This window comes from Mycobacterium sp. 23 (assembly GCF_048287075.1).
In the GTDB taxonomy this organism is placed as follows: domain Bacteria; phylum Actinomycetota; class Actinomycetes; order Mycobacteriales; family Mycobacteriaceae; genus Mycobacterium; species Mycobacterium gordonae_B.
Map to the genome: position 1 here is coordinate 3412832 of NZ_JBLVUX010000005.1, position 24274 is coordinate 3437105.

Genomic DNA, 24274 nt, shown 5'->3' on the forward strand with positions numbered 1-24274 from the left:
ATCTGCCCAGCATAGGCCGCTGCCGGGCCTAGGCAGGATCGCCTATCGCGTCTTTCGCCGGGCCATCAGTCGGGTCGTCCAACACGCTGACGGCGATGCCGTACGGCAGGAAGCGCACCTTGCGCTTGGGGTCCGTGTTGTTCTTGTTGGCGCGCAGGGCGTCGAGCTCGTTGGCGTATACCTGTTCAACCCGCGCGCCGCCGTCGGCGTCCACGGTGTAGATGGCCCACACGCCGTCACCGGCCTCGCCGGCGGTTTCGGGTTCCGGGCGGCTGCGCCGGGACAGATCTTCGAACAGCAGCGACCAGCCCGGGCGCCCGCCGGGGGACCCGACATACCGGCCGATCCGCTCGAACGCGTCGCGTAGCCCCTCGGTGCCTTCCCGAATCACCCGATCCAAGTCCTCGGGATCGAACCCGAAGCCGCCGCCCGACCCACCTTTATCGCTCATACTGCCCAGTCTGCGCTCAACCTGGCAGATGCGCTACGGACCGGGTTCCGCGGGCGGGGGCGGCGGCGGTGGCGGGTTGATCGGGATCGGGATCGAGACGAACGGCAAATGCAGGTACATCGTCATGACCGGGGTCGGCGGCGCCGCGGGGGCCGGGGCGGCCGGGGCGGGCGCGGCGGGCGGCGGAGCCGACGGCGGCACCGCCTGCTGCACCGGCGTCTGGACCGGCGGCGCAGCCTGCTGGGTGGGCTGCCGACGGGGCGCGGGCGCCACATACGCCGGGGCCTGCGCCGGCCGGGTCACGGTCTGGGGCGGCGCCTGCCGAATCACCGGCGGCGGCGCCGGTGCAGCGGCGACCTCCACCGGCGGCGGCGCCACCGGCGGCGCCGGACTGGGCGGCGGGGCGGCGCTTGACCCCGGCAACAGGACCTGCGCCGGCAATTCGGTGGCGGGCGCCTGCAGCGCCGGCGTAGGGACGCTCTCACGCGGGCTCGGTTGCTGGGCCGCGGTCGGGCGCACGTTGGAGGCCAGCGAGACGATCAGCACTCCGGCGACCACCGCGGCGACGCCGACGACGGCCCCACTCACCAGCGCCAACGGCCTGCGCCGCGGATCGGTCTGAGGTTGGACGGCGTGCTCGGTGTCGTCCTCCACGGCGCTGTAGGCCAGCGCACCCTCGCCGACCCCGGCCATGGCGCAGACGTCGAGGTAGCTGGGGGTGAGCGCGCGGGGGTTCACCTCGCCGGTGCCCGGGTCCAGCGCGTAGGCCAGTGCGGACGTCGACGACGCGAACAGCGGTGCGTTCGCCGAGGCCAGCGCGGCGCCCCTGGCCAGCGCCATCTCCGGCTCTTCGGGACAGCTGACCACCAGCGACGTCGCCGCCTCCAGGGCGGGCTTGACGCCGACGATGTCGACGCCACAACCGATGAGGAACACGCCGTCGGCGCGCGAAGCCGGTGCGTCCAGACCCGCGACCATCGTCACCAGGCCGGCGGCGAGCGACTCGTCCCGGACGGACTGCCGGTGCAGGTCGACGATCGAGCCGTCGGCGACCTCGACGACGGCCAGCGTCGCGCTGCCGGACTCGACGAACAGCATCGCGATGTGCTCGTAGTCGAGGGCGGCGCCCACCGTCTGCGCCAGCGCGGCGGCCGCGAGTAGCGGCGACACCAGCATCACGCCACCGACATCGCGGGCGGCGAGTTCCAGTCGCAGCGCGGCAACCTCGCTGGGGTCCGTCCAGGTGACCCCGGTGGAGGTCAATTGATAGCCGCCTTCGGCCGCGCCTTCGCGGGTGCCCACCAGCGCGGCGATCACCCGGTCGGTCGCCGCGTCACCGGCGTCCGCGCCTGCTGCGCCTTTCGCGGCAGCTACTTCGATGCTTTCTTCCTCGACGGTCGCGCCATCGGCGTTCGTCCCCTCGATCAGCAGCATCCGGACAGCTGAGGGCTCCATCGAAACCCCGAGCACGATGTCCATAACCCCTCCAAGCCATGTGCGAGCTAGCCACGGGGTCTGGGCGGACCGGCCCACCGCCCGGGCCGCCGTCGACAACATATCCGCCCCACTGCTGGAGCGACCGATTCAGCTGGCCTGTATGCAGTTTGCCAGCTGAAACCCTACTCGCGCACATCGAGGTAGGGAGCAATTCCTAGGAAGCTCAAATGTGAATCGCCGGTCAGGGGCCTCCTGGTGAGGAGAAGGGGTTCTGCGGGTTGGCGTTGGCCGGTGCCTGGTTAACCGGTGCCTGGTTGGCCGGCACCTGGTTGGCCGGCACCTGGATCGGTATCGGCAGCGGGAGCAGCGGGACGTGCAACCACTGGGTCGTCATCTTTACCGGTGGCGGTTCCGACGTGGCCGGTATCTCCGCCGCACTGGGCGCCTCCGCCGCGCTGGGCGGCTCGGTGGGGGACGGCGGCTCGGAGGTGAGCGGCGTCGTCGTGGCGGCCGGGGGTGGTGTGGTGGTGACCGGGGCCGGCCTGGTCGTGGTGAGCGCGGGCGACGGCGGTGGCGGCGGCGGTGATGGGGGCGGGGGCGGGGGTGTCTCGACGCTGGTGGGCGCTGCCGCGCTGGGCGCCATCGCCTCGCTGGGTGGCGGCGGCAGCGGACTGGGTGCCGCCGGACTGGTCGGAATCGGGTTCGGCAACTTGGCGCTGGGCGACACCGGTGGCGGCGCGACGCTGGGCACGATCGGAGCGGGATGGTGGCTGTGACGCTGCTCGACGGCGGTCAGCGTGATCGCCACCCCGCCCACCGCGGTCATCGCGACCGCGGCGCACAGGCCGATCAGCAGCTGCGACACCCGGATGCGGCGCTTCGGCGCCCTCGGGGGGTCGATGATGTTGAGCCGCATCGAGAAGCACGGGCCGTCTTCGTTGTAGGAGTCGCCCTCGAAGCGGGTCGGCACCTCGGGGAACTCGGTCTGCGACCAGGCCAGTTCGCGGTCGGTCAACGCGTCCTGGTCGATCACCAGCACGTCCCCGGCAGGCAGGTCGATGACGCCGACGCCGGACGCTCCGGCCGCTTGCGCCCCGCCGACCAGCAGGCCGACGGAGGTGCGGGTCCGCAGATCCATCAGCTCACTGCGGGTCGCCAGCAGCAACGCGCCTTTGGCGGCCGCGCTCACCGGATCGGACGCGGTCAGCACCGGCAACCGGGTGTGGAACGAAAGACGTTGGCTGACAAGCGGAATGCTGGCGCCGCCGCCGACGGTCACCACCGCTGCCAGGTCGGCGAAACTCGAATTGTTGCGCGCCAGCATGTCGTCGAAGGCGTAGATGAGACCGGTCAGCCGGTCGGCGATCAGATCGTCGAACTTCTCGCGGGTGAGTTCCAGCGCGATGCTGGTGCCCGAGAGCTCTGCCGCCAGTTCGGTGACGGCATCGGTGGACAATCGCTCCTTGGCCTCCCGGCACTGCTCCCGCAGCGTGCCGAGCTGACCCAGCATGGCGGTGCCGGTCGCATCGACGTCCGTGTGACCGAGTTCTTCGATCACGTGCAGCAGCAACGCCTGGTCGATCTGGTTTCCCGAGAAATCGTCGTAACGCATTGTGGCGCTGACGGGTTCGAACTCGTCCTTGGTTTCCAGCAGGGTGACATAGGTGCCGGAGCCGCCGAAGTCGAGCAACCCCACCACGCCCCCGGTGGGAACACCCACTTCGGCGTTCACCGCCGTCAACGCCGCGATCGCGTCCGGGACCAGGCGCGGCGGCAGGCCGCTGCGGACGAACCCGACATGGGTGCGCAGTGCATTGCGCAGCGCCTGCACCGCACCCGGTTTCCAGTGTGCGGGAACGGCAATCGTGATGTCGGCGGAACTCGCATCGGCGCCGGCGGCAACCACCATCGCGTCCAGGGCCTCGACCGTCAGCAGGTCCGGGTCATGCGCGGATCCGTCCGGCGAGATCAGCGCCACGGAGTCGCCGATTCGTTCCACAAAGGCACTCATCAGAGTGCCGGGATCGGCCGAATTCTCGCCGAACACACCAAGTTTCGGGGCGCAGTGCGGATACAGGGTGAGCACAGCGCGACGGATGACCGGAGAACTTCCGTTCGCCGCCGCAACCAGGTTCATGGTCCCGATCGACAACCCCAGCGGGTCGTACATATAGCCATGCTTTCGTCGATAGGGGGTCGGTAGCCAGGGATTACCTTAGCCGCCGTGTCGGTGAATATGGTTCGGCGACAATGCCATTGGTATCCGGTCGATGCCGTGTCGTCATCGAAAAGGTATGTTGGGCACCATTGACAAATCGATCCGGCAGGAGTGCGGCCCTGGTTTGTCCCGGCCCTCCCGCGCCGCGGCCGGCCCGGTGTGCTGCAATGAGCCGGTGAGCCTCTCCGAATACCCCGTGGCAGATGTCGAAGCGATCAAGCAAGTCAAGTACCGCTACCTGCGCGCGATGGATACCAAGCACTGGGACGACTTCGCCGAGACGATGACCGAGGACATCGTCGGGGCCTACGGCTCGTCGCTGGGCAAGGAACTGCACTTCGACAATCGCAAGGACCTCGTGGAGTACCTGAGCTCAGCAATGGGGCCCGGCGTCGTCACCGAGCACCGGGTCACTCACCCGGAGATCACCGTCAGCGGCGACACCGCCTCGGGCATCTGGTATCTGCAAGACCGGGTGATCGTCGCCGAATTCAACTTCATGCTGATCGGTGCGGCGTTCTACCGCGACCAGTACCGGCGCACCCCCGACGGGTGGCGGATCAGCGCAACCGGCTACGACCGCACCTACGAGGCGACGATGTCGGTGGCGGATCTCAAGTTCAACGTCAAGCCCGGCCGCGCCCGTGCCGACGTGAGCGAATAGCGTTCGTCTACTTGGCGATCGCGATGACAGCGCCGGGCCGCAACCATTTGATGATCGACACCAGCGTGGCGTCATCGATTGCCACGCAGCCTTCGGTGGGCCCGCCATCGGTGGTGTGAAAGAAGAACGCGGCGCCGCCTCCGGGCACCTTGTTCTTGTTGACGCCCATCACCACAGCATGCTTGTACTGCGGGATCTGCAGATTCTCACTGTCGGCGGTGCTGAAGGGGCACTGGGCTTTCTGGCACACCTGCATGCTGTTGAAGGTGGGGCTGTGATCGTCACCGCTCCACCAGTGGTTCGGTCCGACCTGCGTGTACGGCAGTCCCCCACCGGGATTCGGCGCGGTGCCGAACGCCGAGTCCAGGCTGTACACCCCCATCGGAGTGGCCGGGTAGCCGCTCTTGGCCTGCGGCGCCATGCCGGCCGAGCCGACATGGGTGGGTATCCCGGTTTTGAGTGGTTGCCAGCCGGCCGCGGTGCGCTGGTAGATGTCCATCTTCGCGTTCGACCCACCGGTCGAGACCACCGAAACCACCTGTGCCGCATTGCCGACCGAGTTCGCGAACCAGGGATTACCGGCGGCCCCGGCTTCCGGTGCGAACAGGGCTGCCATCACGAACGCGCACACGACAGCACAAAGCTGAGCGAGCAGTCGGCGCATGGGTCAATCGTCAGACCCGCCGCAGCTGAGGGTCAAGTAAAGGTTAAGAACCAGTTGAGTCACGGCGCTGTGACCCGGGCCGAAAAGCCCAGAGACACACCATGAAATACACGTAGCCCAGCGCCCACCCGGCGATCACGTCAGAGGGGTGGTGCACGTTCAGCGCGACCCGCGCCACGCCGACGATGAAGACGCCGAAAGCGGCCGACGCCATCGCGACCACCCGCGCCCGCCTGCTGGTCAGCATCGGCAGGCACAAGGCCAGCAGGGCCAGCAGACTGCACATCGCCTCCAGCGCGTGCCCGGACGGAAACGACGTCTCGGTCGCATAGACAAGCGCGGTCACCGGTCGCGGGCGCCCGGCCAGATTTTTGGCAACCAGCGTGATGAACCCGTTCAGTGGTCCACAGGCCATCAGCAGCAGCGCCATCCGCAACCGCCGTCGCACCAGCGTGTACACCATCGCCGCCAGGCCCAGCAGTCGCAGCGGAATCGGGCCCAGCACGAAGGACACGATGACCCAGAACCGCACCCAGCCCGCGTGCTTGACGCCGATCTCGTGCGCCGGGTTCAGCAGCGCCCAGTCGAAGGCGTGCAACCAGCCCCAGTGCTGCCGATGCCCCACCCACAGCAGGGCGTAGAGCGCGACCGCGGCCACTACCAGGCCGGCAGACCACGAAAGTCGGGAGGCAATTCGTGGGCTGCTCATCGGCTACATCGATACCAGCCTCGATGCACCGAACGCCAAACCGACCCATACTGGCGTCATGCCCGTGATTCTCCGGAGATTGTTCGGCGTCGGTAGGTTGCCCGCGGAGCTACATGCCCAGGTGGAATCCGAGGGCCTGATCCACCTCGCCGAATTCGTCGCGGTCACCAGGCGGTTCAGTGGGTCCATCCCGGGCCTTCGGTCCCAGGGCAGCGTCGCCAGTTACGTGGGTTCGCTCGCACTGACCCAGCAGCGGGTGCTGGCCACGCTGTCGGTGGTGCCCAAGTTGGCCGGGCGGGTGGTGGACGTGCGCTGGGACGAGGCGCAGGGCGGGGCGGCCAACGCGGAGATTTCCGCGACGGGATTGCGAGTCGACGTGGACACGGCCGCGGTCGACGAGCGCTTCCACGGTCACCTGTCCCTGCATTTCAAGGACACCATCGACGAAGATGTGCTGGCCCGCCTGCCGCGGCGATCGGTGTCCTTCGATGTGCCACCCGAGTACGTGTTCCGGGCGGTAGGCGTCACCTACAGCCCGTGACCGCCGCGTTTCTACGATTGACCGGATGACCGATCACGCGTACCCCGCTGCCCAGCGCGGCGCCGTCTACCGCGTGATTTCGGAGCGACGGGATATGCGCCGCTTCTCCCCGGGCGCGCGCGTGCCCGAGGAGGTGCTGGCGCGTCTGCTGCACGCCGCGCACGCCGCGCCCAGCGTGGGTCTGATGCAGCCGTGGCGCTTCATCCGGATCACCGACCGGGACCTGCGACGGCGTATTCACGCGCTGGTCGACGCCGAACGCCTGCTGACCGGAGCGGCACTGGGTGCACGGGAGGCCGAATTCCTGGCACTGAAGGTCGAGGGCGTTCTCGAGTGCGCGGAGCTACTGGTGGTGGCGCTGTGTGATGACCGGGAATCGCATATCTTCGGACGGCGCACGCTGCCGCAGATGGATCTCGCGTCGGTCTCCTGCGCGATCCAGAACCTCTGGCTGGCGGCGCGCTGCGAGGGTCTGGGCGTGGGCTGGGTGTCCCTGTTCGACCCGCACCGGCTGGCGGCGCTGCTGGGGATGCCCGACGGTGCCGAACCGGTGGCGATTCTGTGTGTGGGGCCGGTCCCGGAGTTCCCGGACCGGCCCGCCCTCGAGTTGGACGGCTGGACCTCGGCGCGACCGCTGCGGGAGTTCGTCTCGGAGAATCAATGGCAGACTCCTGGAAGCGAAAGGGACGGTGTGAATGGGTGACGCGGGAACGGCTGCGCAGAATGTCCTACTCGTGCACTGGCACGACCTCGGGCGGTACCTCGGTGTCTACGGCCACCCGGATGTGTCGAGCCCGCGGCTGGACCGCCTCGCCGCCGAGGGCATCCTGTTCACCCGGGCCCATGCCACCGCGCCGCTGTGTTCGCCGTCGCGGGGTTCGCTGTTCAGCGGGCGCTACCCGCAGACCAACGGCTTGCTCGGGTTGGCCCACCACGGCTGGGAGTACCGCACCGATGTGCGCACCCTGCCTCAGTTGCTTTCCGAATCAGGCTACTACTCGGCCCTTTTCGGAATGCAGCACGAAACGTCCTATCCGAAGCGGCTGGGGTTCGACGAGTTCGACGTCTCGAACTCGTATTGCGAATATGTGGTGGAGAAGGTCGAGGAATGGCTGCAAGATAGTGCGGCTGACCTGTCCGGCCAACCGTTCCTGCTGACCGCCGGATTCTTCGAAACGCACCGGCCCTATCCCCACGACCGCTACGAACCGGCCGACAGTGCGACCGTGCAGCTGCCGGACTACCTGCCCGACACCCCCGAGGTGCGCGGCGACCTCGCCGACTTCTACGGCTCCATCACCACCGCGGACGCAGCGGTGGGGAGGTTGCTGGATCGGCTTTCAGAGACCGGTCTGGATGCCAGCACCTGGGTGGTGTTCTTCACCGACCACGGCCCGGCGTTCCCCCGGGCGAAGTCCACTCTGTATGACGCCGGGACCGGCATCGCGCTGATCGTCCGCCCGCCGACCGGGCTCGGCATGTCGCCCCGCGTGTATGACGAGTTGTTCAGCGGCGTAGATCTGTTGCCCACGCTGCTGGGTCTGTTGGGCATCGAGGTGCCTCCCGACGTCGACGGCCTCTCGCACGCCGATGCGCTGTTCACGCCGGAGCCGATCGCGCCGGTGCGTGACCACGTGTACACCACGAAGACGTATCACGACTCCTTCGACCCGATCCGGGCCATCCGCACCAAGGACTACAGCTACATCGAGAACTACGTGCCGCGGCCGCTGTTGGACCTGCCGTGGGACATCGAGGAGAGCCCCTCGGGAATCGCCGTAGCCCCCTACGTCACAGCGCCGCGGCCGCAGCGCGAACTCTATGACCTGCGGGCCGACCCCACCGAGACCAGCAATCTGCTCGATGCCGCCACCGGGGACTCCGACGCCATTGCGGCCGATCTCGCCGTACGGCTGCATGATTGGCGTCAGCGCACCGGCGACGTGATTCCGTCCGAGTTCGCCGGTACCCGGATCTCGGTGCGCTACACCGAAACGTATCTGCAGATCCACCGCTCGACGCCGACCAGCCGCTCGGCGATCGCCGTGGACCGCGGCATCGAAGAAGCGGCCGAGCCCGGGCTAGGCAGCTGAGCGGCGCCCGTCGACCTGCGCCACGATGAACAGCCGGCGGAACGGGAAGATCGTCGTACCGTCGGCCCGGGGCGGGTAGGCGTCGTCCAGCAGGGGAATCAGCTCCTGACGGAACTGGTCGAAGCCGTCGTCGTCGAGGCGCTCGCGCACCGGGACCAGCGCGGTGCCGGTGATCCATTCCAGCACCGGGTGCTCGCCGGTCAGCTGATGCAGGTAGGTGGTTTCCCACGCGTCGACCCGGCAGCCGGCATCCATCAGCAGGTCCGCGTAGTGCGTGGGCGGGTGCACCACGGCACCCACGCGAAACGGTATGTCGCGCATGATTTTTGCGTAGGGCTCGCGGCGCGCCAGCGCGCGCACGGCGGCATGCGACGGCGTATCGAAATTGCCGGGGATCTGAACGGCGATCCACGATCCGCCGGGCAGCTGGCCGACCCATTTGAGCAGCAGGTCGGAGTGCTCGGGAACCCAGTGCAGCGCAGCGTTGCTGACCACGACGTCGGTGTCAGGCTGCGGCTTCCAGTTCCGCAGGTCTCCCGTGGCGGCGTCGATCCCGCGTTCACGGGCCGCCGCGACCATCTCCGGAGAGCTGTCGATCGCCTCGATCACCGCCTCGGGCCAGCGCTTGGCCAGGTACCGGGTCAGGTGGCCGGGGCCGCAACCCAGGTCCACCACCCGGCGCGCCCGGTCGGCACCCACCCGCGACAACAAGTCGTAGAACGGACGGCTGCGATGATCCGCAAAAGCCAGGTAGACGTCCGGATCCCACATGTCGGTCCTCCTGATCGACACCTGAACTGGGGGTGTCATCAACAAACCGTATTACCGGACGGCCCCGCAATGCGCGTCCACCGGGTGCCAAATTATTGACGAGCCTGTCGAAAGCCCCAGCATTCGCCACAATCAGCGCGTTACCATCAGGAGGATGTCTGAGATTTCGGACCTGGTTGGTGACGCTGACCCGATCAGCCCTCCCCTGCCCATTCCCGACGTACCCGGCGGCGACGTCGGCGTCGAGGGACTGCCCGCCCGCTCTGCCCTGTCTCCCCGCCAGCGCCTGGTGGTGGAAGCCTCGGCGATCAGCGATGTCGCACTGCGCACCACGGCCTCGGCCCTGCTGGCGGCCACGGTGGCGCCGGTGGTCGTCGGCAGCAATCTGCGCCGCGGCGACTCCGCCAGCGAGCGCGACAAGCTGAGGTTCTACGCCGAGCTCGGTGCCGAGCGCGACCCGCGCCTGTCCTTCCCGGCTCCGCTGGAACCGCCGAAAAAGGTGACCCGGCACGCCAGTCCGCTCGCGCAGCGTGTCGCCCTGGCCACCATCGACAACATTTCGTTCCCGAGCAGCTTCCGGGCGGTCAACCCCGCCATGCGCAAGCGGTGGAGTGCGCTGTCGGCCAACAATGTGGTGCGGGCCCAACATTGGCGCCATGACGACGGGCCCCGCCCCACCCTGTGCGTGATCCACGGCTTCATGGGGTCTTCGTATCTGTTCAACGGCCTGTTCTTCTCGCTGCCCTGGTATTTCCGCTCGGGCTACGATGTGTTGTTGTACACGTTGCCGTTTCACGGCAAGCGAGCCGAAAAGCATTCGCCGTTCAGCGGTTTCGGCTACTTCGCCAGCGGGCTGAGCGGTTTCGCCGAGGCGATGGCCCAGGCCGTGCACGACTTCCGGTCCGTGGTGGACTATCTGCACGGCACCGGCGTGGAACGCATTGCGCTGACCGGACTTTCGCTCGGCGGGTACACCTCGGCGCTGATCGCCTCCGTCGACGACCGGCTCGAGGCCGTCATCCCCAACTGTCCCGTCATTACGCCCGGCGATCTGTTCGACGAGTGGTTCCCGGCGAGCACGTTCATCAAGTTCGGCCGGTGGCTGACCAGCATCAGCAACGAGGAGTTGCAGGCCGGGCTGGCCTATCACGGTCCGCTGAACTATCAGCCGCTGCTGTCCAAGGATCGCCGGATGATCATCACCGGTCTGGGCGACCGGATGGCCCCACCGGAGCATGCGGTCGCCCTGTGGAAGCACTGGGACCGCTGCGCGCTGCACTGGTTCCCCGGCAGCCACGTGCTGCACGTGAGCCAGTTGGATTACCTACGCCGGATGACGCCGTTCCTGCACCAGTTCATGTACGACTGAGGGTCGCCGAGGGGCCCTGCGCGGTCGGCCAGTCCAACCGCTGCAGCAGGTCCGCGGGCGCTTGCGCATGACCGTCGAGGCGGCGGGTGGACAACGGGTCCAGCGCCTGTAGCGCCGGTCGCTGGTTGCCTCGCTCCAGGGTCAGGCCGGCCACCGGGGCGGTGCCGGCCGGGGCGGCGTCGGTGCGCAGTGCGCAGGCCGCCGCAACCGTGTAGTGAGTTCCCGGGTCCGCGATCTCGAGCGCGGTCCAGATCTCGCGTGCCTGCTGCGCCCGCACCTCGGCGAGTGTCTCCGGCAACCCGGAATCCGCCTTGATCCGGTATGCCGCAACGTGATCCGATTCACCCTGCTGTACCGCTCGCCACGTTTCGCGGCTGCTGTTGCCGGCCTCGATCGCCAGCACCTCCGGAACATCTTCGGCGGCAACGGTATTTGCGTCGAAGCCGATCTCGCGCAGATGATCGGCGAGCCGGCGGGCGGCAACCTCGGCCGTCTCGTGCAACGGGATCCGGGCCGACCGGGCCTGCAGCGCGGCCAGGTTGTCCACCGCCGACAACGTCAGCCCGATCCAGCTGTCGTCGGCACCGGATCCGTTGTGGCGACTGGTGATCCGAATGCTGTCCGCGCGGATGCCGTAGCAGTCCAGGTAGCGCGCGATCACTGGCAACGGCAGTGTGCCGGTGGCCGAGGACGCCGGCCCCACCCGCACCACCGCGGTGGTGCGGGTGTTTGCATCCGGTTCCGGAACCGGTCGCCCGCCACGGCGGACGATGGCCAGCCGACGGCGCAGGATCGTGGTGAAGTGCAGCCCGCGCCACCACCCGAAGAGCAGGATCGACGCCGCCACGGCGATGCCGATCAACCAGTAGGCCCTGGTGGACTGCCAGGGGTAGGCCATCACGGCCGGCACGACGGCCAGCAGCGCCAGGGTGATCCTGGCGGCCCCCGGTGTGGGAATCGAGTAGCTCACGAGGTGGGCTCCTTCCGGCGGCGCACTACCGCCACCGTCGCTGCGGTGATGATGACGAGCAGGGTCAGCACGCCGGCTCCGGCCAGTGCGATGTTGCGCGGTGTGGTGTCCTCGGGCGCCCGTGGCGGTGGGAGGGCGACCGGCTTCACCGATGCCGGCGCCGGCGCCCCACCGGCTGCCGCCGGTAGTTGCCAGGTCAGCGCCGCGACAGCATCCAGGGTGCCGGCCCCGACGACGTTCGACGGATCCCGCGGGCCGTTCTGGGCGGTCGCGGTGATGCGGCGCACCACCTCTGCGGCCGGCAGGTCCGGGTACTTGGCGCGGACCAGCGCCGCGACGCCGGAGACATAGCCGGCCGCATAGCTGGTGCCGCTGAGCGGGATCAGCTGCTGATGGTCGTCGGGCAGGCCGTTGGCCAGGCCGCCGCCGTCGGCGTTGCTCACCGACGCGATGTTCTCCCCGGGTGCCGCGATGCCGACCCACGGACCCGCCATGGTGAACTTCGACGGACGGCCGTCGGGAGAGACGGAAGCCGCCGACAGCACATAGGGCTGCCACCACGACGGGACGGAGACCGACGTGACGCCGGCCCAGTTTCGCGGGTCGCTGGGGCGGCTCAGGTCGGTAAGCGGGTTGGATTCGCACGACGTGCCACCGGCCACCGATCCGGTCGGGCCGCTGTTGCCCGCGGCGGCGACGATCACCACGTCCTTGTCCACCGCCGCATACTTGATCGCCGCTCCCAGAGCGGACTGATCGACGGTGCGGTCGGCCGGCAGGCAGGTGATCGCGGAGATGTTGATCACCCGCGCGCCGCGATCGGCAGCGTGCACGATGGCGCGGGCCAGCGCCTCGATATCGATGGCCGCCCGCGCCAGTGTCGGGTCACCGCCAGGGGTGCGCGGGGAGAATTTGGCCGACGTCACCCGCAGCGACAGCAGCCGTGCCGCGGGTGCCACACCGGAGAAGCCGTCGTCTCCGGGCTGGCCGGCCACGATGCCGGCGACCAGCGTGCCGTGCCCGTCGCAGTCGGTCAGCCCGTCGGTGGACTCCACGAAGTCACCGCCGGCATCCACGTTGTTCAGCCGCGGTCCCGGGCGCACACCGGTGTCGATGATGGCCACCAACTGGCCTTCGCCGCGCGAGAACTGCCACGCGGCAGGGAGATTCAGCAGGTTCTGACTGGGAGTCGGCGTGCCCGGATCGGTACCCGGGATGACGCCGGAGACGCTGCACGGGCCGCGCTGCTCCATCGTCTGCACCGGTCCCGGCGTCCCGCCCGGTGGTTGCGCTGCAGCGTCCACCACCGGCGGGCTGATCGCCGGCGCCGGCGGCGCCGTCGCGATCACCGGGCCCTGCATCAGCACCACAAGCGCTGTGCAGCAGCCCAATCCAGCGACACGTCTCATCGATTGAGCACCCAGGCGAACAGACCGACCAAGAACGCCATGACCGGGATCAGTGACGCGTCGAGACCGGCCGCGACGAAACCCACCAACCGGCGCAGCGGCAGCGAGTAGGTGTCCGGCGAGGCGATCGACGGGTTTAGCGCCACCACGATCCAGGCCAGCACGAGCACCGCCAGCACCAGCACCGCGGCGAACGCGCCGGCGAAACGCCCGGTCGCGGCATAGACCACCAGCAGCACACCGGCCACCAGGAAAGGCTGGGCCAGCAGCCACGCCTTGCACGCGGCCGAATCCCACACCCGCGCCCGCAGCGCGGCCGCCAACGAGGCTGCCACCACCACATACCAGCCCGCGATGCTCAACGTCTCGGGCCGCAGCGCGATCGCCACCGATCCCAGGACACTCAGCAGCACAGCCGCGGCGATGAATCCGTTCTGGTGAGCGTCGCTGATCCGCACCCGGCGGGGCAGGTCCTCCAGCACGCGCATCGACGGCGCCGACGGCGTGGGATCGCCGGGCGCCGGGATCACCGGCAGCGGGAAGCGCGCCCACAACGCCGACAGCTGAGCCGCCTGGATGGTGATCAACAGCGCCGCGACGATCAGACCGCAACCAAGCGTCAATACCGGTAGCCGCCAGAGCAGTTCGGCGCCGGCCGCCAGCGCGACGGTGAGACCGACCATTGCCGAGGTGGTGAAAAAGCCGACGGCGCGCTCTCGTTCGGCGCTGGGGACGATCAGGGCGATCAACGACCAGGCGGCGACGCCGGCCGCGGCCAGCAGCACCTGCGCGGCTCCGAACCTGCCTGGCACCGCCAGCGCCAGTGCCGCCGCGATCGGCACCAGCGCCGTGATCGACAATGCGACGCCGGTGCGCGCAGACCGGCCAGTGCTCAACAACCCGGCGATCGCGACGACCGCTGCGAGCGCACTGACCGCGACCAGTCCGGCGAGAGCGCCCGTTGCAACCCGGTGAGCGACCGACAAACCGGTGGCCAGCAGCGTCACACCGATCACCGCAGCCAGCGCGCCACGCTGAATGTGCTTGGCGTCCCAGGGGTTACGCCGCGACGCCGAGAAGATCATGGCGGCGTCGGCGATGTCCTCGACGATGCCCGGCGCGGCGGGGCCGGTCGGAACCGGCTGCAGCGCAAGCAGATCGCCGTCGACCACGCCGACGGTGTCCAGGCTCGCATCCAGACTGAATGGCGCTCCACCGATCGGGGCCAGGCTCAGGTACGGGGCGCCTTCGGCACTCTCACCGTTGCCGGCGGCGGGAACCACCAGACGCTGCACCGCAGGCAGGATCTCGCGCAGCGGCAGCTCGGTGGGCAATGCCATTTCCGTCAGCCGACTGTCCGCGAGAATGGCGACGCGGACGATCGGCATGACGGTGCCGGACGTCACTGAACCCACCAAAGCTGCTGGGGCCGTTGCTGGAACATCGTGCTCTCTTTCTGCTTGCTATGAACTCTGGGTGGAGAAGTCTCGCGATAACCGGTGGCCGGGGAACCAGTCCCCACCCGGCAGCAAGGACGTGAGTTGTTCGATCGCGACGGCGGTCGCGAACGGTGTTCCGGGGCTGAACGTGGAAACCCATTCGCCGTCGAACGCCCGGGAGGGACTGACCAGAACCCGCCCGGCGGTGGTGTCGATGATGCTGAGGCCGACCTCGGTGGTGGCGTGCCGGCCATCGCGGTTGCACCCGGCCACGATCTCGACGTAGCTGCGCGGACCGGTGAACACGGACTCCACCACCGTGCGCGCCGAGTTGGGAATCCCCAGATAGTCAAGGACTTCCGTCAGCGGCTCGCCGGCCCTCAGCCGTTCGTCGGCCCGGGCGCCCACCCGGGTCGGCATGCTGAACTCCTCGAACCGGGCCGGCGGCCGTTGCATCAGCCCGACGCCCAGCACCGGAACCAGCGCCCTGGGGTCGTCGATGTCCATCACGGTGAAGGTGACCAGCTGGGCGCTGCGCAGCGCGACCACGGTGGCGCCGGCACGCTGCGCGACGATGCCGCGCAGCATGTCGCCGGCGTCGGTCCCCGAACCGGGCCCCACGTAACGCAGGTCGAGCCACCGGTCCGGGAAGCACACGACTTTGATCCAGCCGGCGATCACCGGGTTGATGACACCGCCCGAATTGCCCGGCGTCATCACTCCCATCCGGGTCAGCTCCTCGGCCTGACGGTCGAAGAACGCGGTTCGTTCCGCGGCATCGCGGTACGGCGTGGTGATGGCGAGCACCCATGGAAAGCTGCCCGCCCCCGCGGTTTCCGCGATGAACCACGCCTGATCTACCGTCAGCTCAACGGCATTGGGCGAAGCGTCCATCTAGCTGCGGCTAACCGCCCCACTTGGCGGCTTCGGCGGCGTCCCGGGCCATCATCGACATGGTGTTGGCTTCGTGGGTGCTGGCCATCGCCTGGTAGGCACGCACCAGGTCCTCCATCGCCTGATTCCACTGCACCTGCCACGCCTGGTACGTCACCCCGGTGTCACCCTGCCAGGCGTTCTGCAGCGCGGCCTGCTCGGCGGAGATGTCGGCGCCCAGGCCCTGCAAGGTGCCCGCGTAGCCCGACATGTCCCCCGCGTGCGCGAGCATGGCCGGGTAGTTGTACATGATCTGCGACATGATCAATCCTTTCCTTCGAAGCCGGGCTCAGAAACCGGTGTAGGACGACGCGGCCGCTGCATCGGCGGCGACGTAAGTGCCCGCGGCCTCACCCAGGTTGGCCTGCGCGATGTCCAGCAGGGTGTTGACCCGGGCCGCTACTTCCACGAAGCGGGCGTGGGCAGCCTGAAACGCTGCCGAGGACTCGCCCTGGTGGAACGCCTGCGCCGACATCGCCGCCTGCTCGGCCTGACCGATCGTGTGCCGCATCAACCCCGCCTTGGCGCTGAACGCCGACTGCGACGACACCAGTTGCGGAATGTGAGCATCCAACAAACTCATAAATCTTCCTTCCCTTGTCTTGAATCAGAATTCCCTGCTCGGCAAGTCATCTCGCTGACTTCCGGCTCCCCCTTCCTCTCGGCCCCACGCCCCGGGAGCTCATCAGCCGCCGGCCATCCCGTAGGTCGCCGCGGCCGCCGCGTCACCGGCGAGGTAGCTGGCACCGGCGGTACCGACGCCGACGCCGGCACGCCCCAGCTCCTCGACACCCTGGGCGGCAACGGCTGCGTGTTCCTGGCCCTGCGCGCTGAAGCCGGCGGCGGTCTGCAGCGACACCGGGTCGGCAGCCGGCGGAACAACCGCGGTGATCAACGGCGCCGCGCTGGCGTGCGCGGCAGCCAGCCTCGCCGTCAGCGCCTCGACCGCGGCGCTGGCACTGGCCAGTCCCTCCGGAACCACTCGCAACGTCATGACTGACTTCCCTCCTGTTGCGTATCACCAAATAACGCGGCCGCACCGACCATCGGATTGACCAACTGCAGAAATGTCGGGGTGTCGCTGTCGGACAACAAGACTCCGCGGCCCGCCGGCAGCCGGCTGAACCGCTGACCGCGGATCTTGCCGCTGTCCTGCGGATTGCCGGCCAGCATCAGGGTGGTCGCCTGCAGGTCGTTGAATCTGCGCAGCAACGGGTTGGTCATCAACGCGTGCGCCGACCCGGATGCACGGCCCGTGACGATCACCCGCAACCCCAGATCACTGGCCTGACCGAGCAGGCCGATCAGCGGGGTCCAGGGGCGCTGTCCCACGTAGGGCCCGCTGACGGCGGCCGAATCGGGTACCTGGTCGACGTCGTCGATGATCAGGTAGTGCGTGTGACCCTGGTAGCTCCACCGCGACAGCTCAGCCGGTGACAGGCCCGCCGGCGGCCGGCGTGACTCGATGATGTTGGCCAGCCCCATCATCGCGGGAGTGATCCGGTCGATGTTGGCGGTGTACTCGTTGTCCGGGAACAACGGCTCGTCGACCAGATGCAGGCGACGGTCGAGCACCGTGAAGGCCACCGTGTCGGCGGTCGAGTTCTCCCGGACCGTGCGGATGATGTGACGCAACAGGGTGGTCTTGCCGGACTTGCTGTCCCCGAACACCATCAGCAGCGGATGCTCGGCGAAGTCGTGCACCACCGCCGCCAAATCCTCTTCGCGCTGGCCGATCACGATCTGTTCCGGACCCCGATACAGCGCGCCAACGGCTTCCGGAGCCAGGTTGGTGGGCAGCAACCGCACCGGCGGCGCCGTCTGGCCCGGGTAGCGCGCGTTGATCACGGGTATCTGGTCCAATTCCGGTTCGGCGAACAGGAAGTGCTGGGCGGCCATGGTCAGGCCGCGCCCCGGCTGGTCGTGCGGGATCGCCTCGGCCGGACGGTGCAGGGCTCCCGTCACTCGGACATTGCTGTCACGGGCGTCGTGCAACTTGAGCTCGAGTCGCAGCCCCAGGCCGTCGCGCATCGCCAGCGGCACCTCCAGCCAGCTCGGCGTTGTGATCACCACGTGGATGCCGTAGGCGAGACCGCCGTTGACAAGCTCGGTCACCCTCGCCAACAACGGGTTCCGGGTGTTGAACTGGTCAACGTTGTCGCGGCCGAAGCCGTAGAGGTTGTCGATGACCAGAAACACTTCACCGAAGCCGTCGTTGGTGACCGATCCGTTGGCGTGCCCGTTGCCTTGCCGGTCCCGGAACGCCTCCCGGCGCTGGCGGGCCAGCAGCAACTGCTCCAGTTCGCCGAACGTGCGGCGGATGCGTTCGGGCTCGAGTGCCGTTGCCACGCCTCCGACGTGCGCCAGACCCTCCAGGGCGCGGAGCTGACCCCCGCCGTAGTCCAGGCAGTAGAACGTGACGTCGCGCGGCGAGTGCAGGCTGGCGGCAGACAGGATGAACGTCTGCAGCGCAGTCGTTTTCCCGGACTTGGGGCCACCGTGGATCACCATGTTGCCGGCCGAGGACGTGGCGTCGAAGACCAACGGGTCGCGTCGCATCTCGAACGGCTTGTCCACCTCACCGAGCGGCCAGCGCCATTGCCGGGGCGGCACACCGGCGCGCGCCAGCGCCCCCGTCAACGGGATCGGCTCATCCAGCGGCGGCAGCCACAGCTGCGGCGCCCGCGGCCCGTAGCCGGCCAGCTGTTCGCCGATGGTGGCGATCAGCTTGCGCGGCGGCCCGATGGGCTCGTCTTCATCGACTCCGGAGACAACAGTGCCGGGATCCGGCTCGACAGCTCCGGCGGGAAACAGCTTGGGCTCCGGAATGGATTGCACCACCATGGTTTTTGCAGCCTGAGGCGGTTCGTAGATGCCGTCGACGTAGGTAGACCGGAACTTGATCGGGGCCGCGCCCGGGGCCGGCACCAGGAACCCGATGCCTTTGTGCTCCTTGCCCGACTCGATGTGATAGGCGTCCTCCACACCGATGATCTGGCGAGAGACGCTGGGGCTGGCCACCTTCAGACCGATCCGATAAGAGGTGTTCTTGTCGATGTCCTTGATCTTCCCGACGTCCAGCGTCTGCGAGGCGAACAGGATGTGGATGCGGAACGAGCGGCCCTTGCGGGCCACGTAGTCGAACAGCTCGGCATATTCCGGGTGGTCGGCGAGCATCAGGGTGAACTCGTCGGCCACCACGAAAAGCGTTGGGATGGGCGCCAGGTCGAATGTGCCGTCGGCTCCCGAGTCGCGAGCGTTCTCGTACTCGGTGACCGAGTTGAAAGCGCTGCCCTGCACCCTGCGTCCGGCCTCGCGCAGCAGCATCTCGCGCCGGGCCACCTCGCCACGCAGGGTGTCGGCGAACCGGTCGGCCAACGACTTCTTCTCGGCCATGTTCGAGATGACGGCAACGACTTGCGGGAAATTGCGGAAGCTGTCGGCCCCGGCCTCGCCCTTGAAGTCGGCGTAGATGACGATCAGCCGGTCCGCCGAGTGAGTGGTCAACAGCGACAACAGAATCGACATCAGGGTCTGCGACTTGCCGGAACCTGTCATACCGATCATCAGGCCGTGCGGGCCCATACCGCCTTCGGCCTCGTCCTTCAGGTCGAACATCAGCGGCTCACCCGTGGCGGTGACGCCGATCGGGACGCGCAACTCGTCGTCGCGGTTTCGGGGCGCCCACAATGCCGGCACGTCCAGCTGCGACGCATCCGAAATACCCAGCAGCGTCGTGAAGTTGGCGCCGCGGGTAGCCGCCGACCGCAGGCCGGTGTGCGTCGGGTTGGAATCCCAGCGCGACAACCGGCGGGCCAGGTGGGCGGCCTCGTGCGCGCTGAATTCGTCGGCGGCATCGATGTACGGTTGCCAGCCACCGGTCTGCCACCGTTCGATGGCGCCGCCCACGACCCGCAGGATCGGCTTCTCCGGGTCGGAGTACTGTTCCCGGTGCGGCTCCTTGTCCGAGAACTGCACGACGGTGACGCCCGCGCGGCCCGCCCCCAGCGCCGAGACGTTCAGGTCATAGTCGGGGTCGTCCACCACGATCAGCATGTGCCGCAACGCATCTACCGGACGGCCGGTGAACGCCGGGCGGTCGTCGAGCGCCGGCGCGAGCAGATCTGCCAACAGGTCGGCATCGTCGGTGAGATAGCGGGCCGGTCCGACGCCGTCGAGGCGACCCGGGACGTCGACGTGCGGCAACCACTTCAGCCACGACCAGTCGTCGCCCTCCAGGTCGCGGGTGGCCAGCGCCACGCCGAGCACCGTCGGGTCGTGCCAGGTCACCGCCTGGGCTATCCAGGCCCGCACCGCGGCCCGGGTCTGTCCGGCGTCCCCCAGCACGGTGATGCGGGAGACCTTGGTCAGGTCGATGCCGGTGGGTATGTCGCGAACCGTGCGCTGGGTGTCGAGCAGACTGCGTAATGCGCTGTGCGACACCGGTTCCAGGTCGATCTCGTCGGCCGTGTCATTAACCCGCAGCGCGGTGGCCAGGGGCGCCGAGTGGCGCCCGGCCCGCAGCACCAGGAAGTCCGGGTCGTGCGGGTCGCGCTCCCACTGGCGACGGGACCCGGGCACCGCGGACAGCGCCTCCGGCGCCGGGTGCGACCACTGTGCCGCGGCGCGCTGCTCGGCCGCCTGGGCCCGGATGTTGTCCCGCACCACCGAGAGGTAGCGCAGATAGTCGGCCCGTTCGGCGTCTACCTCCTCGGTGCGCATCTTGTTGTCGTTGCCCCGGTACAGCGCGGTGGCGGCCAACAGGAGCACGAACGGGAAGAACAAGGTCTGCGGGGAGATCACCTTCATGCCGGTGGCGAACAACGCCACGATCATGCCCACGATCAGGATCCCGATCAGGTACGGCATCGCGCGCCGGAACAGCGACGGCGGAATCGCCCGGGGCAGTTCCGGCGGCGCCTCGATGGTGATGGTGCCTTTCCGGGCACTCGGCGGCGTCAGCCGCCGACGGGCCTCGAAGATCAGTCTGCTCATCGGGGCTCCCCTTCGGCGGTTACCGGGTGGCCCGGCCGGCTGTCGGGCGGCAGGCCGTCATGCGCCAGCAGCGCATCGGCGCGCGACAGTGTCGGACCGGGTGCGAACAAGGACAGGATCGACCACGGAATGCCCAGCGGTGGCGACTCGAGACCAAGGGCGTCAACCGTTTTGCTGCGACCGGTGGCTCCCGGGCGGCCGTCGGACTCGTTGTCGATTCCGTATCGGACCCCGGTGTCGGAGACCCAGAACAACGACCCGGTGGGCGGCGCCGCCGGCCCTCCGCCCACTGTCTGGGTGAAGTATCCGGTGCCCGGAGCAAGCGCTACTTTGGCTCCGCCGCCGACCAGTTCGACGGTGCGCAGCCCGTCACGCACCGGCAGTGCGGATCCCGACAACAGGCTCAGCGAGCTGGTCGCGGCCCCGGCGGGCTTGCTCCACAATGCGCAGGTGACCGGATTGCTGGCCGGGTTGACCAGGGTCACGGGCTGCGCCGGGTAACGACCGGTGTCCAGCATCCGCGACACCGGCAGCCTGGCTATGTCGTCAGCACCCACCCGCGGCGGCTGTTGCAGCCCATACGAATTCGTGTTGCGCAGGACGGCCGCCAGCACAGGTGAGATCGGTTGCAGACCGTCGGGCAACACGGCGTAGTAGGTAACGGTGTCCGACGCACTGCGGTCCACCGCAAAGGACACCACCACCCCGCCGATCGGCGCGGGCGCCGCAAAGCCGGCCGGCGCGCCGGCATTGGGGATGATCGGGGCGGCCAATGGCGGCGACTCGGGGATCGCGTTGAACAGACCCGCTGCGACGGGCCGCGGCGCAGGCACGTCGGTACCCAGACCCAGGGCATTGGTGACGGCGTGGTCGGCCAGATCGATCCGGCTGCGCTTGCCGTCCCACAGCAGCCAGGCGCTGTTCCCGTTATCGACCAGGATCGCCTGGCCGGCACTGATCGCGGCCGCGCGCGAACCGTCACTGTAGGGCTGCCCGCCGATCACCGTCACGCCCGTGCTGCGGGCGCCGCGCCCGGGCTGGCCGCTGACCGCGTCGCACACCGTCCAGGCGGCGTCGCGAGAGGTGTTCTGCACCATGCGCTCCGGGGCACCGGGAATGCCGATCAGGTTGCCTCGCGGGAAGCGGTCCAGCTCAGCACTTTTCACCGTCGTCGGGTTGACCGGCTGGCCGGCGATCAGCCGGGCTGACGTGAGATTGAGCACCGGGTGCAGCTGGTCCCCAACGCGTACGTACAGCGCTGCGGTGGATCGGTCGGCCAGCACCGTGTTGTTACCCACCTGCCCGTTGGGCCGGATCAACGAAAACACAAAGCAGCCAAGCAATCCGGTGACCAGCAGCAGCACACCCATGAGCACGGCGCGCGACTGGGTACGCAGCGGCTCGACCAGCATCCTGGTGTCGTGCAACGCAATTCCCGAAGCGATGCGGCGCATGACGAACCGCCAGCCGGTCACCTGATGGCGGGTGACGAAACCGCGGCGGTAGTGCACCTGCTCGGGGTTTTCGTTGACCGGCGTGCGGGAGGCGAAGGAACGCCGCTCGTCCCGCTCGTCGTCGTACTCGGTCTTGCTCATGCCGGCACCGACAGTCCCAGACCGCGCAGCAGCGGTGCGACGGTGTTGCCGACATCTTGTGCGGTGATCGTCATCAGTTCCTCATCGGTGAATTCACCCGTACCGGCCTGCTCCGAATGGTCGAGCCGGAATTCGCGCTCTTCCTCCGAGCGCTCCACCACGTTCCGGACGAACCGGCCGTTGCCGGCGATGTCGAGGTTGCGCCGCGCGATGCCGTTGCTGTCGGGCGACGACGTCTCGGCCAGGTGGGTGAACAGCCGCTGCATGTCATCGAGGGCGGCCTGCTCGAAGACGCTGTCCCGTTGCTGCGCCATCAGATTCGCGATCTCGGTGAGTTCGGACGGCTGGTAGGACGGGAAGTCGATGCTGCGGGTGAACCGGGACCGCAGCCCCTCGTTGGTGTCGAGGAACTTGTCCAGGTCCGCCCGGTACCCGGCGATGATGACCACCAACCGGTCGCGGTCGTTCTCCATGCGCGCCAACAGCGTGTCGATGGCCACCAGTCCGAAGTCGTTCTTGGCTCCGGTGGCCACCAGCGCATACGCCTCGTCCAGGAACAGCACGCCGTCCAAGGCGCTGTCGATGATGGCGTTCGTCTTGGCCTCGGTCTCGCCGATGTGCTGGCCGATCAGGTCCGCGCGATGCACCTCGCGGATGTTCTCCCGCTTCAGCAGCCCCAACCCGCAGTAGATCTTCGCGACGACGCGGGCGATCGTGGTCTTTCCCGTCCCGGGCGGGCCGGCGAACACCAGGTGGTGGGTCCGCTGGGCGACGGTGAGGCCGCGCTGCTGGCGCAGCACTGCCATCGCGACGGAACTCTTCAGCCGCGACACCTGGTTCTTGACCTCGTCCAAACCGATGAAGTCGTTGAGCTGGACCTCGGCCTCGGCCAGCAGCGTGGCCTTGCGCTCGCGCGCGCCCGGGTCGACGAAATCCGCGTCGCTGGGTTCGGTTTCGGCGTCCCACGGGTCGATGCGGGCCTCGATGCGCGCCGCGGTGGTGGTGACAATCCCGAAACTCGGATCGGACAGCGCCTGCTCGATCTCCTCGTTCTCGGGGTTGGCCGCGTACAGCTCGTGCAGCACCTCGCTGGCCGCTTCCTCGTCGACGTGCGCCCGCAGCGCCAACGCCTTGGCCAGCGCACCGTCGACCGCGGCGACGGCGATCGGGCCCTCGGGCTCTTCGAGATACGACAACGCCGGAGCGAACATGCCCAGCCGGGCCAGCGCGGTGCCCAGGGTGATCTTCACCGCGTGCGCGAAGGCCTCGTCGAGATCGGGGTCATTTACGATCGGGGTGAGCAGCTTGACCACGTCCGACCAGCGTTCCGCGCGATAGTTGATCACGACGGAGATCCAGCGGGCCTCGCGCAACTTGGGGCGACGCTCGCTGATGCGGTTGACGATCTCGTCGGCCACCGCGAACTGACGTTCTGCAGCCAGTGCAGCCGCATAGGCGAGGTGGAAGTCGTCGGGCGTGGTGGCCCGGAACTGCAGATAGAGCCCCGTGTCATAGCGGAACCCGAGTGCCCCGGGCACCAGTTCGACCTGGCGCTGCAACACCCCGGCCGTGGCGGCCGTCCGCGACACCTGCTCGAGCACATTTTTGGACGTGTCGCCGGCGGCGGCCAGGCCCGTCCACGCGTCGCACTGCTCGTGGGCGATACGGGTGAGCGCGCTGAAGCCGGAGCGCGCCGCGCTCAGGTCCGCCGGTCGCTGCCGCTCGTAGACCGCGATACCGAGCGCTCGACAGCAGGTGGCAAACCTGCTGACGACATCCCCGTCTACTCTGCCGTCTGTCCGGGATGCTCGGGGCGCTGCCGCCAGCATGCCCGCTATACCGCCGTCACCGCGTTCCACGCCCGCGCCGTCTCCTGAAGTCAAGGTCGCCATTGGCGAATTCCGCCTGAGGTTAGCCTCACGAAGTTAGCATTCCCTAAGCTAACTGTCGAGGCGGCCCGTTCCGCGCGACTTATCACTCGAACTCCTGCCTGAAAGCCTTTGACCTGGGCATTTT

General features: G+C 68.4%; 21 protein-coding genes. 5 read left to right on the forward strand and 16 right to left on the reverse strand.

Translation table 11 applies throughout. From position 1 onward, the window contains the following. Positions 1 to 28: 28 nt before the first annotated feature. The 3 genes from ACNQS7_RS17090 to ACNQS7_RS17100 form a co-directional block, all read right to left on the reverse strand. A complete protein-coding gene (locus ACNQS7_RS17090) occupies positions 29 to 451 on the reverse strand; it encodes a hypothetical protein (protein ID WP_055578198.1) in 423 nt (140 codons plus the stop codon). Positions 452 to 484: 33 nt separating this feature from the next. Next, a complete protein-coding gene (locus ACNQS7_RS17095; protein WP_418013452.1) occupies positions 485 to 1930 on the reverse strand; it encodes a hypothetical protein in 1446 nt (481 codons plus the stop codon). 199 nt (positions 1931 to 2129) lie between these two features. Beyond that, positions 2130 to 4058: an Hsp70 family protein gene (locus ACNQS7_RS17100; RefSeq protein ID WP_418013453.1), complete on the reverse strand. Its 1929-nt coding sequence runs from the start codon at positions 4056 to 4058 to the stop codon at positions 2130 to 2132. Positions 4059 to 4263: 205 nt separating this feature from the next. Between ACNQS7_RS17100 and ACNQS7_RS17105 the strand changes: the two genes are divergently transcribed. Continuing rightward, the gene (locus ACNQS7_RS17105; protein WP_418016029.1) at positions 4264 to 4770 is read left to right on the forward strand and encodes a nuclear transport factor 2 family protein; all 507 of its coding nucleotides are present in this window, start codon (positions 4264 to 4266) and stop codon (positions 4768 to 4770) included. A 7-nt stretch (positions 4771 to 4777) separates the two neighbouring features. On the opposite strand, the gene ACNQS7_RS17110 is transcribed toward ACNQS7_RS17105, so the two are convergent. Beyond that, a complete protein-coding gene (locus ACNQS7_RS17110) occupies positions 4778 to 5434 on the reverse strand; it encodes a L,D-transpeptidase family protein (protein ID WP_418013454.1) in 657 nt (218 codons plus the stop codon). 43 nt (positions 5435 to 5477) lie between these two features. Further along, positions 5478 to 6143 (reverse strand): phosphatase PAP2 family protein, encoded by a 666-nt coding sequence (locus ACNQS7_RS17115; RefSeq protein WP_418013455.1) that lies wholly within the window; start codon positions 6141 to 6143, stop codon positions 5478 to 5480. A 58-nt stretch (positions 6144 to 6201) separates the two neighbouring features. Here ACNQS7_RS17115 and ACNQS7_RS17120 point away from each other — a divergent pair, with 58 nt between their 5' ends. Genes ACNQS7_RS17120 through ACNQS7_RS17130 form a run of 3 tightly spaced genes read left to right on the forward strand, consistent with a single transcriptional unit; the run spans position 6202 to position 8777 of the window. Beyond that, a complete protein-coding gene (locus ACNQS7_RS17120; protein WP_418013456.1) occupies positions 6202 to 6684 on the forward strand; it encodes a hypothetical protein in 483 nt (160 codons plus the stop codon). Between the two features lie 25 nt (positions 6685 to 6709). After that, on the forward strand, positions 6710 to 7387 hold the full coding sequence (bluB, locus tag ACNQS7_RS17125) for a 5,6-dimethylbenzimidazole synthase (RefSeq protein WP_418013457.1): 678 nt from the start codon (positions 6710 to 6712) through the stop codon (positions 7385 to 7387). Further along, positions 7380 to 8777 carry a sulfatase gene (locus ACNQS7_RS17130; RefSeq protein WP_418013458.1) on the forward strand — a complete coding sequence of 466 codons (1398 nt, stop codon included), beginning with the start codon at positions 7380 to 7382 and terminating at the stop codon, positions 8775 to 8777. The genes bluB and ACNQS7_RS17130 overlap by 8 nt, the downstream gene beginning before the upstream one ends. Here ACNQS7_RS17130 and ACNQS7_RS17135 read toward each other — a convergent pair. Continuing rightward, complete coding sequence (locus ACNQS7_RS17135; RefSeq protein ID WP_310786554.1) at positions 8766 to 9548, reverse strand: trans-aconitate 2-methyltransferase; 783 nt, start codon at positions 9546 to 9548, stop codon at positions 8766 to 8768. The genes ACNQS7_RS17130 and ACNQS7_RS17135 overlap by 12 nt on opposite strands. Before the next feature lie 154 nt (positions 9549 to 9702). On the opposite strand from ACNQS7_RS17135, the gene ACNQS7_RS17140 reads away from it, so the two are divergent. Next, positions 9703 to 10917, forward strand: coding sequence for an alpha/beta hydrolase family protein (locus ACNQS7_RS17140; protein ID WP_418013459.1), 1215 nt, complete (start codon positions 9703 to 9705; stop codon positions 10915 to 10917). Here ACNQS7_RS17140 and eccE read toward each other — a convergent pair. The 10 genes from eccE to eccA form a co-directional block, all read right to left on the reverse strand. Continuing rightward, positions 10904 to 11887, reverse strand: coding sequence for a type VII secretion protein EccE (gene eccE, locus ACNQS7_RS17145; protein ID WP_418013460.1), 984 nt, complete (start codon positions 11885 to 11887; stop codon positions 10904 to 10906). The two genes, ACNQS7_RS17140 and eccE, sit on opposite strands and share 14 nt — an antisense overlap. Beyond that, a complete protein-coding gene (mycP, locus tag ACNQS7_RS17150; protein WP_418016030.1) occupies positions 11884 to 13248 on the reverse strand; it encodes a type VII secretion-associated serine protease mycosin in 1365 nt (454 codons plus the stop codon). The genes eccE and mycP overlap by 4 nt, the downstream gene beginning before the upstream one ends. A gap of 44 nt (positions 13249 to 13292) precedes the next feature. After that, positions 13293 to 14684 carry a type VII secretion integral membrane protein EccD gene (gene eccD, locus ACNQS7_RS17155; protein ID WP_418016031.1) on the reverse strand — a complete coding sequence of 464 codons (1392 nt, stop codon included), beginning with the start codon at positions 14682 to 14684 and terminating at the stop codon, positions 13293 to 13295. A gap of 75 nt (positions 14685 to 14759) precedes the next feature. Continuing rightward, on the reverse strand, positions 14760 to 15629 hold the full coding sequence (locus tag ACNQS7_RS17160) for an ESX secretion-associated protein EspG (RefSeq protein ID WP_418013461.1): 870 nt from the start codon (positions 15627 to 15629) through the stop codon (positions 14760 to 14762). 10 nt (positions 15630 to 15639) lie between these two features. Further along, positions 15640 to 15930: a WXG100 family type VII secretion target gene (locus tag ACNQS7_RS17165; protein WP_055580201.1), complete on the reverse strand. Its 291-nt coding sequence runs from the start codon at positions 15928 to 15930 to the stop codon at positions 15640 to 15642. A 27-nt stretch (positions 15931 to 15957) separates the two neighbouring features. Further along, a complete protein-coding gene (esxG, locus tag ACNQS7_RS17170; protein ID WP_055580202.1) occupies positions 15958 to 16251 on the reverse strand; it encodes a type VII secretion system protein EsxG in 294 nt (97 codons plus the stop codon). Positions 16252 to 16353: 102 nt separating this feature from the next. Next, positions 16354 to 16662, reverse strand: coding sequence for a PE family protein (locus ACNQS7_RS17175; RefSeq protein WP_055580203.1), 309 nt, complete (start codon positions 16660 to 16662; stop codon positions 16354 to 16356). Then, the gene (eccCa, locus tag ACNQS7_RS17180; RefSeq protein WP_418013462.1) at positions 16659 to 20663 is read right to left on the reverse strand and encodes a type VII secretion protein EccCa; all 4005 of its coding nucleotides are present in this window, start codon (positions 20661 to 20663) and stop codon (positions 16659 to 16661) included. Before eccCa ends, ACNQS7_RS17175 begins: the two co-directional genes overlap by 4 nt. Then, positions 20660 to 22258: a type VII secretion protein EccB gene (gene eccB / locus ACNQS7_RS17185; RefSeq protein WP_418013463.1), complete on the reverse strand. Its 1599-nt coding sequence runs from the start codon at positions 22256 to 22258 to the stop codon at positions 20660 to 20662. The genes eccCa and eccB overlap by 4 nt, the downstream gene beginning before the upstream one ends. Beyond that, a complete protein-coding gene (gene eccA / locus ACNQS7_RS17190) occupies positions 22255 to 24117 on the reverse strand; it encodes a type VII secretion AAA-ATPase EccA (protein WP_418016032.1) in 1863 nt (620 codons plus the stop codon). Before eccA ends, eccB begins: the two co-directional genes overlap by 4 nt. Positions 24118 to 24274 lie beyond the last annotated feature (157 nt).